The sequence below is a fragment of the uncultured Clostridium sp. genome (assembly GCF_963527835.1).
Classification (GTDB): Bacteria; Bacillota; Clostridia; order Clostridiales; family Clostridiaceae; genus Clostridium.
Window position 1 is genome coordinate 60,221 of sequence record NZ_CAURTC010000003.1, and the last position, 16,388, is coordinate 76,608.

A 16,388-nucleotide genomic window follows, 5' to 3' on the forward strand; every position below is an offset into this window, starting at 1 on the left:
TAAGAACACTAAAATAAGTATAGTCCCATTTTAGCTTGCTCCCAATATAAAATTGAGACAAGCAGTAAATGTGACAATACTTATTAAGAGTTCTAAAAGTCCAATTACAATGCCACTTCACCTATTGCATATATCAACACACATTTAAAACAGAGCCTAATTTTTAAATGTGTGTTGATATATAATTTTACTTGAGAAAACGTTTGCTATAATGAAGCGGAAAAAGAATAAAGAAGAATTATAAAATTTAAGATTGACGATTGATAATAGAAAATAAAGCAAAAAATAGCCAAGTGGTTATAGTAAATATAATTATTTAATTACGCAGCTTTTTGTAATTATCTATTATGAATTGTTAACTGAAATAAAGGGAGGATGCAAATATGCGTTTTGTAGATATTATCAATAAGAAAAGAGAAAAGAAAGAGCTTACTAATGAAGAAATTCAATTTTGGATAGATGGTTTAGTAGATGGATCTATTCCAGATTACCAAACAAGTTCTTTATTAATGGCTATAGTATTAAATGGAATGAACGAAAGGGAAACATCTTATTTAGCAAAATCTATGATGCATAGTGGAGACGTAATAGATTTAACTTCTATAGATGGAATAAAAGCGGATAAACATTCAACAGGTGGTGTTGGTGATAAAACATCTATGGCACTTGGACCAATGGTGGCTGCTTGTGGACTTAAAGTAGCTAAGATGTCAGGAAGAGGTCTTGGACATACAGGTGGAACATTAGATAAGTTAGAATCTATTGAAGGATTTAACTGTTTCTTAACAGAAGAAGATTTTATAAATCAAGTAAAAGATATTGGAGTAGCTATAATAGGTCAAACAGGAGATTTAGTTCCAGCAGATAAAAAATTATATGCATTAAGAGATGTTACTGGAACTGTAAATGCAATTCCGTTAATAGCATCTTCTATAATGTCTAAAAAGTTAGCATCCGGATCTGATACTATACTTTTAGATGTAAAGTATGGAGAAGGTGCATTTATGCACACAATTGAGGATGCCAATAATTTAGCACAAGCTATGATTTCAATTGGTAATAGTCTTGGAAGAAATACTATGGCTATGATTACAGATATGAACCAACCTTTAGGGAATACAATAGGAAATTCATTAGAAATAATAGAAGCTATTGAAACATTAAAAGGAAATGGTCCAAAAGATTTCACAGAACTTTGTATGCAAGCTGGAGAAATTATGTTAATGCAAGGAAAGCTTGCTAAAGATAAAGATGAAGCAAGAGCAATGATAAAAGAAGGAATTGAATCAGGAAGAGCTTTTGAAAAATTTAAAGCTATGGTTAAAGCTCAAGGTGGTAATGTAGAAATGATAGAAGACACAACATTACTTCCAAGATCTAAGTTTATTACAGAAATAAAATGTAAAAAAGATGGATATGTTGAAACACTTCATTCTGAACAATTAGGAATTTTAGCTATGCATTTAGGTGCAGGTAGAGCTACTAAAGAAGATGAAATTAATCATGGTGTAGGTTTGATCCTTAACTGCAAAAAGGGTGATAAAGTAAGTGTTGGAGATACAATTTGCTATGTACATCATGATAATGAATTAAAGAAGGACTGGATAGAAGAATTACATGAAGCATTTTTAATAAGTGATAATCATGTAGAGGCTTCTCCACTTATTGAAAAAATATTAAAATAATATGTTATGTTTTAAATGCCGACCACTCCTATATATATAAATAAAGGTAAGAGATTTTAATTATTTTTAATAATTGAAGTCTCTTATTTGTTTGATCAGTTTTATAAAATAGAAATATAAAGTAGAATTTAATAATGAAATAAAGAATAGTATTTGCTAGTTAAATTTTGTGAGTTTTATTTAAATATAAAAAATAATTGTAACAAATGTTACAGAACATTTTTAGGATTCAAGATAAAATCTAATCATACCAAATAAAAAAATATGTCTATGTTAAAAAATTATATATAGCATTAAGTAAGATAAATTTTTAATTGCTACAATTAATTCTATTTATGGATATATGAAAATTCTAAAAATATAGAAAGATAAAGGAGAATTTATTATGGAAAATAAAATGTTCTGTTTTCAATGTCAAGAAGCAGCAGGGTGTACAGGCTGTACTGTAAAGGGAGTATGTGGAAAAACACCTGAACTTGCAAAACTTCAAGATTTATTAATATATACAACTAAAGGATTAGCAGAAGTATCAATTAGAGCTAGAAAAGAAAAAATAGAAGTATCAAGCGCTATAAATCATATGGTAACAATGAATCTTTTTACAACTATAACGAATGCTAATTTTGATAATGAAATTTTTTATTTAAGGGTAAAAGAAACTATTGATTTAAAAGAAGAATTATTATCTAAGTTAAGCAATAAGGATAATTTAAGTGAAGCAGCATTATTTGTATGCGAAACAAGAGAAGAAATGGAAGCAAAGGCACCTAAAATAGGGGTATTAGCTACTGAAAATGAAGATATAAGAAGTTTAAGAGAACTTATAATTTATGGATTAAAGGGATTATCTGCATATATGAAACATGCTAATGCATTAGGGTATGATGATGAAAATATTTCTGAGTTTATGCAAAAAGCTTTAACAGCAGTTAATGATGATAATATTACTTTAGATGAGTATATAGCTTTAACTTTAGAAACAGGTAAAGTAGGCGTGGATGGAATGGCTCTTTTAGACAAAGCTAATACAGAAATCTATGGAAATCCTGAAATAACTAAAGTTAACATTGGAGTAGGAAAAAATCCAGGAATATTAGTGTCAGGACATGATTTAAAAGATTTAGAACAATTATTAATTCAAACAGAAGGTACAGGCGTAGATGTATATACTCACTCTGAAATGTTACCAGCTCATTATTATCCACATTTAAAGAAATATTCTCATTTAGTAGGCAACTACGGAAATGCATGGTGGAAACAAAGAGAAGAGTTTACAAGCTTTAATGGTCCAATTCTTATGACTACTAATTGTATAGTTCCACCAACAGAAAAGGATGAATATAAAAATAGAATGTATACAACTGGAGCGGCAGGTTTTGATGGGTGCGTTCATATCGAAGCTGATGAAAATGGAAAAAAAGATTTTTCAGCTATTATAGAACAAGCAAAGAAATGTGCAGCACCAATTGAAATAGAAAATGGAGAAATAATTGGTGGATTTGCTCATGCACAAGTGTTGGCATTAGCTGACAAAATTGTTGAGGCAGTTAAAACTGGTGCTATAAAGAAATTCTTTGTAATGGCAGGTTGTGATGGTAGACATAAATCAAGAGAATATTATACAGATTTTGCAAAGGCTATTCCAAATGATACTGTAATCTTAACAGCAGGATGTGCAAAATATAAATATAATAAGTTAGAATTAGGTGATATTGGTGGAATACCTAGAGTGTTAGATGCAGGTCAATGCAATGATTCATATTCATTAGCTGTAATTGCTTTAAAATTAAAAGAAGTATTTGAATTAGAAGATATAAATGAATTACCTATAGCCTTTAATATAGCATGGTATGAACAAAAAGCAGTAATAGTATTATTATCACTATTACATTTAGGAATTAAAAATATTCATTTAGGACCAACATTACCAGCATTTCTATCAAAAAATGTAACTAAAGTATTAGTAGATAACTTTGGAATTTGTGGAATTACTAATGTTGATGATGATTTAAAAATATTTTTAGATTAATATAAATTGTTGAGAGTAGTTGTATAGATATATTTCTATAATAACTGCTCTTTTACTTATTTTTATATTTCCATAAAAGGTAAAATATGGTAGAATAGATATAAAGATAAGTTAAATTTATATTTAAGGGAGTGTAGTTATGATAAAACCTAGTTTTGGTAGAAAAAACAATGCAGAATTAGAAACTAATAAAATGTTTGCTGAAGAAATTCAAAAAGAAAAGAATAATAATTGTGAATTAGAGGAAATTAAGAATAAAAATAATGATCTATCTATATTAAATAAAAACACTATAAAATATGTAATTGAAAAATTTCCAGATATGTCATTAAAAATAAAAGATAGTTTAGTAAATTTAGTAGATACTTTAGAAAATACAATAGATTATATAGAAGATAAATCAAGTAAAATAGTTAAGGAAGATAGAAATTTTACTTTAAGTGAATCTTATAGAAAAATATCAGTGGAAGTATATGATATGGTGAAGGATATAGAAAATTATGCAAATTGGATATCAGAAGAAAATTTAGCAAATCAAAATGAATTATCTAATGAAAATGAAAAAATGATTATGAAAGAGGTAGCATGCAGTAAAATCGATGACTCCAAAGACAATGATGTTGAATGTGAAATAAAAAGTGGGGGCATAGAAATATATAAAGATTTTTCTTTAAAAAATCCTAATGCATTTAAATTACATGATAATATTATAAAGGTAGAGAATTGGGATGATTTATTAGTAAAAACAGCAGAAATACTAAATAAGAAATATAAAGAAAATAAAAAATCAAAACCAATCAATGATGATGACATAAAAATTATACAAAAAAGATCAAATGAAAATATACTAAGAAATACTGTTATTGAGATGTTAAACGAATACAAAATAAGTTTAAGAGATTTTAAAGTTGTTGTTTCGGCAAAATAGTATTTTAAATTTTAGAAGTATTAATTATATGAATTAAAATGATTTTTTTTGAATGTTTTTGACAAAATCGATATGATAATGTAAAATAGAAATACTTTTTAAATTTAAAGAAGGTATGGTATTATATAGGGTTTTGGAAATTATATGTAGTAATAAATGTGATAAAAATTAAAGAAAAGGATGAAAAACATGAACCAAAAAAAATTATTTACAAGATTAATTTTATTTTTTTTAGGAATGGCTATAATTCAATTTGCAGTAGGACTATCGTTAGTAACTAATATAGGATCAGATTCGTTTACTGTATTTACTCAAGGATTGTCAGTAGTACTTAATATTACTCCGGGAATAGCTAATATGTGTATACTTTTTGTATTAACTATAATAATTATATTAGTTGATAGAAAAAAGATAAACATAGGGACTTTTATTTGCCTTGTAGGAGTAGGTCCTGTTATAGATTTATCTATAAGCATATTTTCAAGATTTAATATACAAGATTATAATATGCTAATAAAAGCATTAATAATAGTTTTTGTAAACTTTATCGTAGCAGTAGGATTTTCAATACTTTCAGCAAGTGATTTAGGTGTTGCACCTAATGATATTGTACCTTTTATCATACAAGATAAAACTAAATTTCAATATAGATGGATTAGAATGACTTTAGATGCAGTATATTTAATTGTAGGATATTTATTAGGCGGAAAAGTATGGCTTGGAACTATAATATCAATGTTAACAGTAGGACCATTTATTCAATTATGTCTTCCTTATGGTAAAGGTTTTGTTGAAACTTTACTTGGAAAGCAAAATGATATCGTTAATAAAGAAAATATAGAAGAAATGGAAATCCAATAATTAAAATTTTATTTTAGTTTGTTTTATAGAAAAAGGTGAATTTATTTATATAAATTCACCTTTTTGTTGTTTATTATTTTATATAAAATCCTATAAATAACTAAATTTTATATATTTATTTATAGGATTTGTAATAAAAAACAAAAAAACTTGTGTAAATGCTAAAATTTACGATTTTTATTGTAAAAATTGTAAATAAATAGTATAATGTAATAAAATATGAAATATAAGAGATGGAAAAGAAATGATTAGAAGTTTTATAGGAAATTTTGTACAAGATATTTGCAATCATAATGGATATAGTAAAGAACAATGTGAGCAAATTCAATATACAACAACAGTATTATTTTTTGAACTTATAAAGTTAATGTCAATAATAATTATATTTTCGTTAATTGGATACTGTAAAGAAAGTATTATAATAATAGGAATAATGAGTATAACAAAGCCTTTCATAGGTGGATATCATGAAGATACTCAAATAAAATGTTTTATAGCAACAATGTTTATAACTACTGGTGTTATATTACTGAGTTTAAATTGTAAACTCAATTTTATAAGCAACAGTATTTTAATATTGATTAGTTTATTTTCAATATATAATACAGCACCAGTTTTAAATTATAGAATGCCAATTACGCGCCTCGAACTTATAAAAAGAAATAGAGTACTAGGAATTTCTATTTCTTCAGTTATTGGAATAAGTTCAATATTATTATATAAGATTAATAATATTTATGAACTTATAACATGGACAATCTTATTTCAAGCTATGCTTATGTTTAACAAAAGAGAAAAATAATAAATAAGTATTAAAAAATATATATTTAGGGGGATGATATTTCATGAACACAAAATCAATAACAGGAAAAATGCTAATGAAATTAACAGAAAAATTTATTGTTGTTAGTCCGGCTTCAACATTAACAGTTGGAACAGAAGATATGCCTGAATCAATGAAAAAAATAAGATAAAAGCTCTAGAAATTAGGAGGCGCGTAATTTGGTAATAAATTTAGTAGATACATTAAATTCTATTTTGCAATCTATTCTTTTTATTTACGTAATAGATTATTGTATTGAAGATAATTATAAAAAAAATACGATAGAAAAGATAAGTGCAATTATAATTGTATTTTTAGTAATGTATATTTTAAATTGCATGTTTGGAAATTTGTCTATTTGTATTTTTATCATACATTCTTTGGAGATAATTGTTATTGGATGTTTGTTGTACAATAAAAAATTTTATAGTTCTTTAATCGCATATACAATAATGTATTTTTTTATAGCCTTTAATGTTAATATTTTTGGAAATTTATTTTTTGGATTTTTAAAAAATTTAATATCTTTAAAAAACAGAGATGTTTTAATGGTTTGCATAATATACATTCCTCAATTTATAATGGGAATTTTTATTTTTAAATATAAGGAAAAAATAAAAAGTATACACGATCAAATTTTATCAATAAAACCATCTATTATAACTTTAATTATAATAAATTGTTCTATGGATTTTATAGCAGCTTTTTATTTAATTTTTTATAAAAATGAATCAGAATTATTGAGGAATTTGGTTAGTGTGACATTTATGTTATTTTTGGGTATGATTATTATTTATTTTATTAATATCGATATCAAATCTCGTAAAATATTAGAACTAAATAAGAATTTATATGAAAAAAATATGGAACTCACAAATGTTCAAGGTGGTTATGCAAAAGAAATTACATATATGTATGATATTTATTGTATGAAAAGAATTGATAAAATTGGAGAAAAATTAAAAGAGATAATCAATAAAAATAATGTAGAAGCTGATATTAAATTAAATGAAGATAATACTTTAATTAATAATATAGTTAAAAAATTAAAATCTGAAGATATCAATATAATAATAGAAGATGAAGGTAGCATTAATAATGTACAAATGACTGAAATAGAACTCTATAGGATAATTTCTAATATAGTAAATAATGCTGTAAAAGCTATGAATAAAACTGGAATTTTAATAATAAAAACTTATGATGTAAAAGATCATGTAATTATTATTATAGAAAATAACGGACCTAAAATTGAGGAAGAAAATATCTGTAAGATATTTGAACCCGGATTTACTACAAAAAATAATACTGAAAATAATCATGGGTATGGCTTAAGTATTGTAAAGGAATTAATAGAGAAATATGGTGGAAATATAAATTTAATAAGTAACGATATTTCTACAAAATTTGAAATAAGTTTACCTTTAAATGACTAAGTATGAAATAATACATATTAAAAGTAAAGTGTTGATATAATATCAACACTTTATTATTAGGTGAAATACTCTTAAATTACTACATATAAAGGGGAAAAATAATGATTATGATGTTAGGGAGTGTAATAGAACTTTTCTTAGAAGCTTTAGTTATACTAAATATTGTGAATTCTTGTGTAAAAAAAGATTGTCAAAAAAGCAAAAAAGAATTAGGAATAATAATATTTTTTGTATCAATTATGTCTATAATAATTAAAAGTTTATATATGAATGATGATATCAGTATTGTTTATAACAGTATTTTATACATTATTACAGTAGGAATTTCATATAGAAATGATTTAAAAACAGCACAAATTATATGTAATAGTATTTATGCATTAATAGCAATATTATCGGTAATAATTATTGGAGTATTTTATCCATATATAAACTTATTAAATTTAGAAGAAGTATATTTGATTAAAACAATGTATATTATAGTATTTATGCTTAATTATTTGTGCTTGTATATATTATTTAAATACAAAAAATACATAATTAGGTTCTATAGATTAATGGTTAAAGATAAAATATTCATATCTTTAACTCTAGCTATAAATTTATTTGTTTACCACAACATACTTTTTAAAAATAGATTTCTAGATTTTGATAGTCCATTATTAAAAAACATAATGGTTATAAATTTATTTATATTCTTTATTATAAGTTCCACATATTTTAGTAGTATAAAAAAGGAAAGTGAGCAAATAAATAAATTAAACACTGAATTGGAAAAGAAAAATAATGATTTAAGAAAGATTAAACATGATTATGGAGCAGAAATTTCTTACTTATACGGTTTATATCTTATGAGTAAAGAAGAAAAATTAGGGCAAGCTCTAGAAAACATAATAGAAAATAATAATAAGGTAAAATCATCTATACAAATAAATGGAAATGAAAATAGATTTATTTCAAAGATATTAAAACCAATTATAGAAGAAGAAACGTGTATTATTATAGAGGATAATGCAGACAGAAACTTGTTGGAGATTTCTGAGAAAGATTTATATGTGATTTTAACTAATATAATTAAGTGCGTGGATGAAAATAGAGGCTTTATAAGAATACAAACTTATAATATTTTAGATAAATTAATAATTAACATAGAGTGCAATGTAAAAGATTTATATAAAAAAAGAGGGTTTAGATTATTAAATAATGATATTAAACTAGATAATAAGAAATTAGATTTAGCCGAAGAATTATTAGAAAAACATCAGGGCACACTTTACGTAAGCAATATGTTTTATTCAAGCGAATTTGAAATAACATTACCATTGGCTTAATGAAAATATTAATTATATAAAAATATAATAGGTACTTATTAGCTATAATATTTTACTTAAGGAAAGACATAATATTTTTGTTAATTAATATAAAATATTATTGACAAATTTAAATTAAGGAATTATAATTTAAAACATAAATTAAAAATTAATATTTGTTATATCTTATCAAGAGCGGTGGAGGGACTGGCCCGATGAAACCCGGCAACCAAATGATTGATTATCATTTATGGTGCTAAATCCTGCAACTTATGGAGTTGATAGATGAGAGGGTAAATTTATTTAGTATATTAAGCGCTAGAGATTTATTCTCTGGTGCTTTATTTATTATCTATAAAATTTATAACAAAGTTAAAATTTACGCATAATTTAATTTATAATTTGGTTTGCAAACAATCATCAATAAGCAGAAAGCAAAAAATACATTTTAATTTAGCAATAAAATGTGCAAAGGAGGAAATCTAATGATAGAAGTTAGGAATTTAGAAAAAAAATTTGGGGAAATAAGAGTATTAAGCAATATTTCAATAAGCATAAAAGAAGGAGAGATTTATGGAATAATTGGACATAGTGGGGCAGGAAAATCTACATTACTTAGATGCATAAATGGTCTTGAATCATATAATAAAGGTTCTTTAAAAGTGATGGGAAATGATATCTCTGATTTAAAAGGCAAAGATTTAAGAAGTTTTAGAAAAAATTTGGGGATGATTTTTCAAAACTTTAATCTTATGCAAAGAAAAAATGTTTTTGATAATGTAGCTTTTCCATTAGAAATATGGGGATATAATAAAAATTACATTCAAACTAAAGTTATGGAACTTCTTAAATTAGTGGGTTTGGAAGAAAAAACAAATGATAAGCCATCTAAGCTAAGTGGAGGCCAAAAACAAAGAGTAGCTATTGCAAGAGCATTAGCACTAGAACCTAAAATATTATTATGTGATGAAGCAACTTCAGCATTAGACCCTAAGACTACTAAAGATATACTATCATTACTTTTAAAAATAAATAAGGAACTTGGTATAACAATAGTTATTGTTACTCATCAAATGGAAGTTGTAAAAGGAGTCTGTGAAAGAGTTACATTGCTTGACGGTGGAAATATAAAATCTCAAGGTAAATGTGAGGAATTATTTTTAAAGCCTAGATCATCTTTAAAGAAGTTTCTTGGAGAAGATGATGAAAATATATTACCAACAACTGGAGTGAATATAAAAATATTTTTCTCTAATGGCTCTTCAGAGAATGCTGTTATAACAAAGATGGCAAGAGAACTTAATATAGATTTTTCTATAGTATCTGGAAAATTAGAAAAATTTAGAGATATGATTCTAGGAGGACTCGTTATAAATATAAATGAGTGTGACAAAGATAAGGTAATTGAATACTTAGAGAATAAGAAAATTTTGCTGGAGGTGATTAAATAATGCAAGAAATTATAATAACAGCTTTAAAACAAACATTAATAATGGTCTTAACCTCTACAATATTTTCAGTTATATTAGGTTTTGTTCCAGCAATACTTCTTACTATTACTTCAGATGATGGCTTAAAACCAAATAAATTTATGTATTCCATTTTAGACTTTATAGTGAATACATTAAGAAGTTTTCCATTTATCATATTAATGGTAATAATTATGCCGTTAACCAAGTTATTAGTTGGTAAATCTACTGGTACACTAGCTACTATAGTACCACTTACAATTGCGGCAGCACCTTTTGTTTCAAGAATTATAGAATCTGCATTAAGAGAAGTTGACAAAGGAGTAATAGAAGCAGCAAAGTCTTTCGGGGCTTCAAATTTTCAAATAATATTTAAAGTCATGTTAAAAGAGGCAATACCATCAATTGTATCTGGAATAACATTAGCTTTAATAAGTATTGTAGGTTATTCTGCTATGGCAGGAACACTTGGGGCAGGTGGACTTGGAGATGTAGCAATAAGATATGGATATCAAAGATTTGAAACAGAATTTATGATAGTAACTTGTATAATATTAATTATATTAGTACAGCTTCTACAATTTTTAGGAAATTATTTTTATGGAAAATTATCAAAGTAAATTTTTAGATTAGTTATAAAATAAGCAATAATTTAAGGGGGAAAAATATATGAAAAAGAAATCTATATTATCAATAATATTATCAGGAGTACTTATATTTAGTTTAGCAGGGTGTGGAAGTACAAATAATGGAGTAGAGAGTTACAATAAAGATGATAAAACAATAAAAATAGGTGTTACACCTATACCACATAAGGAAATAGCAGAAATAGCAAAGCCTATACTTGAAAAGGAAGGATATAAGCTTGAAATAATTGAGTTTACTGATTATGTTCAGCCTAATATAGCATTAGCGGAAGGGGATTTAGATGCTAATTATTTTCAGCATATTCCGTATTTAAATGAACAAAATGAATCAAAAGGATTAAATTTAGTTTATACAGCAGCAATTCATTTAGAACCAATGGGGCTATATTCAAATAAGATAAAGAGTTTAGATGAATTAACGGATGGAGCTACAATAGCAATACCTAATGATCCATCAAATGAAGCAAGAGCATTAAAATTATTAGCTTCAAAAGGAATTATAAAAGTATCAGATGGTGAATTAATTACACCAAAGGATATAACAGAAAATAATAAAAACTTAAAATTTAATGAATTAGAAGCAGCAAGCATACCAAGGGTACTAGATGATTCTGAAGCAGCTGTAATAAATGGAAACTATGCAATACCAGCAGGATTTGATCCATTATCAGATCCAATAATAAATGAAGATAAGAATTCTGAAGCAGCGAAACCTTATGCAAATATAATTGTTGTTAAAAAAGGTGATGAAGAAAAAGAAAAAATTAAAGCATTAACGGCAGCATTCACTTCACCAGAAGTAAGGGAATTTATAGAAAAAGAATATAATGGTGCAGTTATACCAGTATTTTAATTATTAGGCTATGTTTTAAATAAGTATTTATATATGCATAAGCAAAGTGGACTGAGTAATTGAACTTAGGAATACTAAAAATGAGTATAGTCCCATTTTAGCTTGCTCCCAATATAAAATTGAGACAAGCAGTAAATGTGACAATACTCATTAACTATTCTCAAAGTCCAATTACAATACCACTTTGCCTATTGCACATATAAACACTCTGCTAAAACATAGCCAATTGTTAAAATTTAATAAGAAAGTGGAAAGTTAATGTATTTAATATTTTATTTACATTAACTTTTTTATTTTAGAAATAGTATTTAATATAATAAGATTGATAAATATATTAAGTAAAAAATATAATTTATATAAATCATTATTACTATATAGATAAATAAGATATTATTTAATTTATTGCCTAAATATAGTATAATTCTAATAATACATAAAAATAAAATTGTATATGTAAGTTTAAAAGAATATTCTTAAAAGGAGAATATATTATGAAGATATCTAATATTAAAGTAAAATTACTAGGTGAGGATTTACTTAGTATTATAAATGAATTTGTAAAGATTGATGGATTGTATATAAATAAAATTAATATATCTAATGGAATCATAATAGAAGGAAATTTTAAAAAGGGAATTAATGTAGAATTTTCTTTAAAAGTCGAAATACTTGAATTGATAGATGAAAAAGTTATATGCAAATTGGCTAACTTAAAGGTAATGAATTTAGGTCTTTTTAGAATGTTTAGAAGCTTTATTTTGAAAAAATTAATTAAAGATTTCAATGATAAAGGAATAAGTACAGAAAAGGATAAAATATCAATAGATATAAAAAAGATATTATATGATATTCCATTTGTTGACTTTGCTTTAAAAGAAGTATTTGTAAAAGATAAAGAGCTTTGGGTTAATTTAGAAGAAATAGATATTTCTTTAAAAGGGAACTTAATTAAAGAAAAAATTATAGAAGAAATAGAAGAAAATGATTTAGAAAATTCTAATGAATTGATTATTGTTAATAAGGTTAAAGATAATTATTCGTTAGGAAGAGAAATAATAGAAGATAAGTTACCTGAAAAAACTAAAAAGTTTAAAGAATATATATTTCTTTTACCGGATATTATATCGTTAATATATAGACTATTAAAAGATAATAGAGTTTCAATAAAAACTAAATTAATATTATCATCTGCTATTGCATATATCGCATTACCAACGGACATAATACCAAACAATATACCATTTATAGGAGCAATAGATGAGATTGGAGTAGCGTTCTTTGCATTAAACAATATTATAAATGACGTTCCTATGAATGTGATTATAGAAAATTGGGAAGGCAATAATGAGATAATTACAGTTCTAAAAAGCGGTTTAGAATATTTGATAAATTTTACAGGTGCTAAAAATGTTGAAAAATTATGTTTAGTAATAACTGAATTAACAGCATTATAATATTAAAAGTTTAATTTGTGGAAGGAATAGAACAGTGGGAAAAAAAGTTTATGCTATAAAAGAGGGCTTTGATTTTAAAAACAATGAAAAAGTAGAAGATAAGATAGTTGATACTTGGGCGGAATGCTTAAGATATGTTAAAGGTGTAAAAAATGCTAAATATAAAAGTTTTACAGATATATCTGAAGCAAAAGAGTTTTTAAATAATAGAAATAATTTAATAAGTAAGTTAGATGGAAAGTATCCTCATGATTGCTTACATATATATGTTGATGGAAGTTATAATATTTGTACATCACAATATTCTTATGGAGTCGTTGCAGTTAAAGATAATGTTGTGGAATATATTGATAGTGGAATTGGCGAAAGTGATCCTACTAATAATATAAGACAGATAGCAGGTGAATTAAAGGGTGCTATAAAAGGTGTAGAATATGCTTTGAATTGTGGAGAGAAGAAGGTAGTTATTTTTCACGATTATGCAGGTATTTGTTATCATGCAACAGGTGCATGGGAAAGAAAAGAGACATCATCTAAAGAATATTATAAAAGAATGCAGGAATTAATGAATAGTGGTGTAGAAATTATATTTGTTAAAGTAGATAGTCATACAGGAGATTTTTTCAATGAACTTGCTGATGAGAAATGCAAAGAAGCTTTAGGCATAAAGTCCGATAAGGTTGTTGAAAAATGGATTAAAAATAATGTAATAAAGGTTATAAATAAAAAGCTAAAATCAAATATAGAAGGATTAATATCAAACTACTTTGAGAATGTAATAGTTATTAATGATAAGAGTAGTATTGATAATTGCAAAAGTAAAATTATTAATAAAAATGAAGTTAATATTATAGAAGATAAGTTTGAGAATATGATTGATGAATACAAAAGCGATAAGATTAAAGGTAAAAAATTAATTTCTAAATTGTTAAGTAAACAAAAAGAAGAAATGATCTTATATTTATTGGAAAATAAATGTAACTTATAAAATAAGGTAATAATTTCTTGGAGTAAATTTTGAAAAAATACACAACCTATTTATAGGATAATTAATATAATAAAAATATAAGAGGTGTTTGTTATGGGAAAATTTACTAGAGGAATTGTCGCAGGAGCATTAATTAGTACAGCAGTAGGAATGATGGTTATGCCAAATTTAGACCGAAGAACTCAAAGAAAAATGAAAAAAGCTGGAATGAGAATGAGAGATATGGCTGAAGATACATATGAAAATATGATGGGTTGTTGTATGAAATAAAAATATATTTATTAAAAAGAGCTGTTACAAAACTAACTTAAAAGTTAGTTTTGTAACGGCTCATTTTTTTATCTTTTTGTTTTAGTAAGATATTTTATAAGGAAATTTTAAAATATATATTTATACTATTAAAAGTTATATAAAAAAATATATTAAATATAATGTAATTACATCAATATTGCATAAATATGTAAAAGATAGATAAATAATAGAAAAATAATAATAATTTGGTGTAGTTTATTGTGATTTTATGGTATAATTATTAATATAATAATTCTTGGTATAGAAAAGAGTTGAAAATTGTGGAAATCATGTCATTAGGTGAAAAAATAAAGACGAGACGAAAAGAACTAAATATGACATTAAAAGATTTAGCAAAGAATAGGATAACTCCTGGTCAAATAAGTTTGATTGAATCAGGAAGATCAAATCCATCAATGGACTTGCTTGAATACTTAGCATCAACATTAAATATAAGTATTGAACATCTTATGGAGTCAGAAGAAAGTCAAGCTGAAAAAATAAGCATCTATTACGAACAAGTTGCAGAATCATATATATTATTAGAAAACTATGATATTGCACAAAAATACATAGAAAATGCTTTATATTATTCGGAAAAATATAATTTAGAGTATAGAAAAGCGAGATTATTATTTATAACAGCACAAATATATGTTTATAAAAAAGATTTTCAAATGGCACAGAAGTTCTTCTTATCTTCTAATGTTATATTTATTAAAAATAATAATTATGAACAAATAATTAAAACGTTTTTAAACTTAGCTAAAATAACAATAAATTTAAGAGCATATCATTCTGCTAGTAGTTATTTAAGACAAGCAGAAAAAGTATATTTAGATAATAATATAGAAGATGATTTTCTATTAGGAGAAATATACTATAATATGGCACGAACTTATTTTAATATAGAAGATTTAGATAAAGCATTAGAATATTCAAATGTTGCCAAGAAAAAATTAGAAAGAACTTATAGTGATAAGGTTTATGCAAAAACACTACTTGTTTTAGCTGAAGAATTCAATAAACAAGGAGATTTATCGAAAGCTACTAAATATTCTAAAAAGGCATTAGAAGTCTATAGAAAAATAGAACATAAAAAGAGTGTAGTAGAAATCGAGCATAACTTAGGTAAGTTATTTTATGAATTAGATGATTTAGAAGAATCATTTAAGCATTATGAAATATCTAAAAAAGTAATTAACCAAAATGAATTTGAAAATGAAGTAGATATTTTGATAGACATATGTAAATCACATCTAAAACTTAAGAATATAAAAGAATGTAGAAAAATAGTAGAACAAATTGATAAAGTTATAGATGAAAGTGATTCTAATAGGTTGATAGAATGTAAATTAATACAATATATAATTTTTAATATATCAGAAGAATATGAAGATGCTGAAAAAATGATCATGGAAGCATATGCTAAAGCTAAAGAAAGCAGAAATTTATTAAAAGCAGGCGAAATAGCTATGAAAATAGGTAAGCATTTTATGGATAAAAAAGATGAAGATAGAGCAAGTAATTATTTAAATGAAGGAATTAAATTTTTTGAAGAGTTAGGATTAATAAAATAAAATTAATTCATAGTATATAATGAATCAATAAATA

General features: G+C 24.9%; 15 protein-coding genes and 1 riboswitch. All 15 genes read left to right on the plus strand.

The annotated features are described in order from the left end of the window. Positions 1–383: 383 nt before the first annotated feature. The 15 genes from RYM86_RS02700 to RYM86_RS02770 all read left to right on the plus strand — a co-directional run bounded on the left by RYM86_RS02700 (position 384) and on the right by RYM86_RS02770 (position 16,354). Entirely contained in the window at positions 384–1,685 is a 1,302-nt protein-coding gene (locus tag RYM86_RS02700; RefSeq protein WP_315077572.1) for a pyrimidine-nucleoside phosphorylase, read from the plus strand. A gap of 385 nt (positions 1,686–2,070) precedes the next feature. Then, positions 2,071–3,714: a hydroxylamine reductase gene (gene hcp, locus RYM86_RS02705; RefSeq protein WP_315077574.1), complete on the plus strand. Its 1,644-nt coding sequence runs from the start codon at positions 2,071–2,073 to the stop codon at positions 3,712–3,714. Between the two features lie 139 nt (positions 3,715–3,853). After that, on the plus strand, positions 3,854–4,642 hold the full coding sequence (locus RYM86_RS02710) for a viral A-type inclusion protein (RefSeq protein ID WP_315077576.1): 789 nt from the start codon (positions 3,854–3,856) through the stop codon (positions 4,640–4,642). Positions 4,643–4,831: 189 nt separating this feature from the next. After that, complete coding sequence (locus RYM86_RS02715; protein WP_315077578.1) at positions 4,832–5,503, plus strand: hypothetical protein; 672 nt, start codon at positions 4,832–4,834, stop codon at positions 5,501–5,503. Positions 5,504–5,747: 244 nt separating this feature from the next. Further along, complete coding sequence (locus tag RYM86_RS02720; protein ID WP_315077580.1) at positions 5,748–6,305, plus strand: accessory gene regulator B family protein; 558 nt, start codon at positions 5,748–5,750, stop codon at positions 6,303–6,305. Between the two features lie 43 nt (positions 6,306–6,348). After that, entirely contained in the window at positions 6,349–6,477 is a 129-nt protein-coding gene (locus RYM86_RS02725; protein ID WP_315077582.1) for a hypothetical protein, read from the plus strand. A 28-nt stretch (positions 6,478–6,505) separates the two neighbouring features. Further along, positions 6,506–7,762, plus strand: coding sequence for an ATP-binding protein (locus RYM86_RS02730; protein WP_315077584.1), 1,257 nt, complete (start codon positions 6,506–6,508; stop codon positions 7,760–7,762). A gap of 101 nt (positions 7,763–7,863) precedes the next feature. Beyond that, on the plus strand, positions 7,864–9,093 hold the full coding sequence (locus RYM86_RS02735; protein ID WP_315077585.1) for a histidine kinase: 1,230 nt from the start codon (positions 7,864–7,866) through the stop codon (positions 9,091–9,093). 162 nt (positions 9,094–9,255) lie between these two features. Further along, positions 9,256–9,364, plus strand: a riboswitch (SAM riboswitch). Positions 9,365–9,557: 193 nt separating this feature from the next. Continuing rightward, positions 9,558–10,523: a methionine ABC transporter ATP-binding protein gene (locus tag RYM86_RS02740; protein WP_315077586.1), complete on the plus strand. Its 966-nt coding sequence runs from the start codon at positions 9,558–9,560 to the stop codon at positions 10,521–10,523. Beyond that, a complete protein-coding gene (locus RYM86_RS02745) occupies positions 10,523–11,161 on the plus strand; it encodes a methionine ABC transporter permease (RefSeq protein ID WP_315077587.1) in 639 nt (212 codons plus the stop codon). Before RYM86_RS02740 ends, RYM86_RS02745 begins: the two co-directional genes overlap by 1 nt. Before the next feature lie 49 nt (positions 11,162–11,210). After that, positions 11,211–12,041, plus strand: a complete 831-nt coding sequence (locus tag RYM86_RS02750) for a MetQ/NlpA family ABC transporter substrate-binding protein (RefSeq protein ID WP_315077589.1) — start codon at positions 11,211–11,213, stop codon at positions 12,039–12,041. A 491-nt stretch (positions 12,042–12,532) separates the two neighbouring features. Continuing rightward, a complete protein-coding gene (locus tag RYM86_RS02755; protein WP_315077591.1) occupies positions 12,533–13,495 on the plus strand; it encodes a DUF1232 domain-containing protein in 963 nt (320 codons plus the stop codon). Positions 13,496–13,529: 34 nt separating this feature from the next. Continuing rightward, positions 13,530–14,483 carry a ribonuclease H family protein gene (locus RYM86_RS02760; RefSeq protein WP_315077592.1) on the plus strand — a complete coding sequence of 318 codons (954 nt, stop codon included), beginning with the start codon at positions 13,530–13,532 and terminating at the stop codon, positions 14,481–14,483. A 93-nt stretch (positions 14,484–14,576) separates the two neighbouring features. Next, entirely contained in the window at positions 14,577–14,753 is a 177-nt protein-coding gene (locus RYM86_RS02765; protein WP_315077594.1) for a YtxH domain-containing protein, read from the plus strand. Between the two features lie 302 nt (positions 14,754–15,055). After that, a complete protein-coding gene (locus RYM86_RS02770) occupies positions 15,056–16,354 on the plus strand; it encodes a tetratricopeptide repeat protein (protein ID WP_315077595.1) in 1,299 nt (432 codons plus the stop codon). Positions 16,355–16,388 lie beyond the last annotated feature (34 nt).

Coding starts and splice junctions, on each gene's coding strand:
- RYM86_RS02740 (WP_315077586.1), top strand. CDS start 9,558: ATGATAGAAGTTAGGAATTTAGAAAAAAAATTTGGGGAAATAAGAGTA.
- RYM86_RS02765 (WP_315077594.1), top strand. CDS start 14,577: ATGGGAAAATTTACTAGAGGAATTGTCGCAGGAGCATTAATTAGTACA.
- RYM86_RS02700 (WP_315077572.1), top strand. CDS start 384: ATGCGTTTTGTAGATATTATCAATAAGAAAAGAGAAAAGAAAGAGCTT.
- RYM86_RS02725 (WP_315077582.1), top strand. CDS start 6,349: ATGAACACAAAATCAATAACAGGAAAAATGCTAATGAAATTAACAGAA.
- RYM86_RS02710 (WP_315077576.1), top strand. CDS start 3,854: ATGATAAAACCTAGTTTTGGTAGAAAAAACAATGCAGAATTAGAAACT.
- hcp (WP_315077574.1), top strand. CDS start 2,071: ATGGAAAATAAAATGTTCTGTTTTCAATGTCAAGAAGCAGCAGGGTGT.
- RYM86_RS02745 (WP_315077587.1), top strand. CDS start 10,523: ATGCAAGAAATTATAATAACAGCTTTAAAACAAACATTAATAATGGTC.
- RYM86_RS02720 (WP_315077580.1), top strand. CDS start 5,748: ATGATTAGAAGTTTTATAGGAAATTTTGTACAAGATATTTGCAATCAT.
- RYM86_RS02750 (WP_315077589.1), top strand. CDS start 11,211: ATGAAAAAGAAATCTATATTATCAATAATATTATCAGGAGTACTTATA.
- RYM86_RS02735 (WP_315077585.1), top strand. CDS start 7,864: ATGATTATGATGTTAGGGAGTGTAATAGAACTTTTCTTAGAAGCTTTA.
- RYM86_RS02715 (WP_315077578.1), top strand. CDS start 4,832: ATGAACCAAAAAAAATTATTTACAAGATTAATTTTATTTTTTTTAGGA.
- RYM86_RS02755 (WP_315077591.1), top strand. CDS start 12,533: ATGAAGATATCTAATATTAAAGTAAAATTACTAGGTGAGGATTTACTT.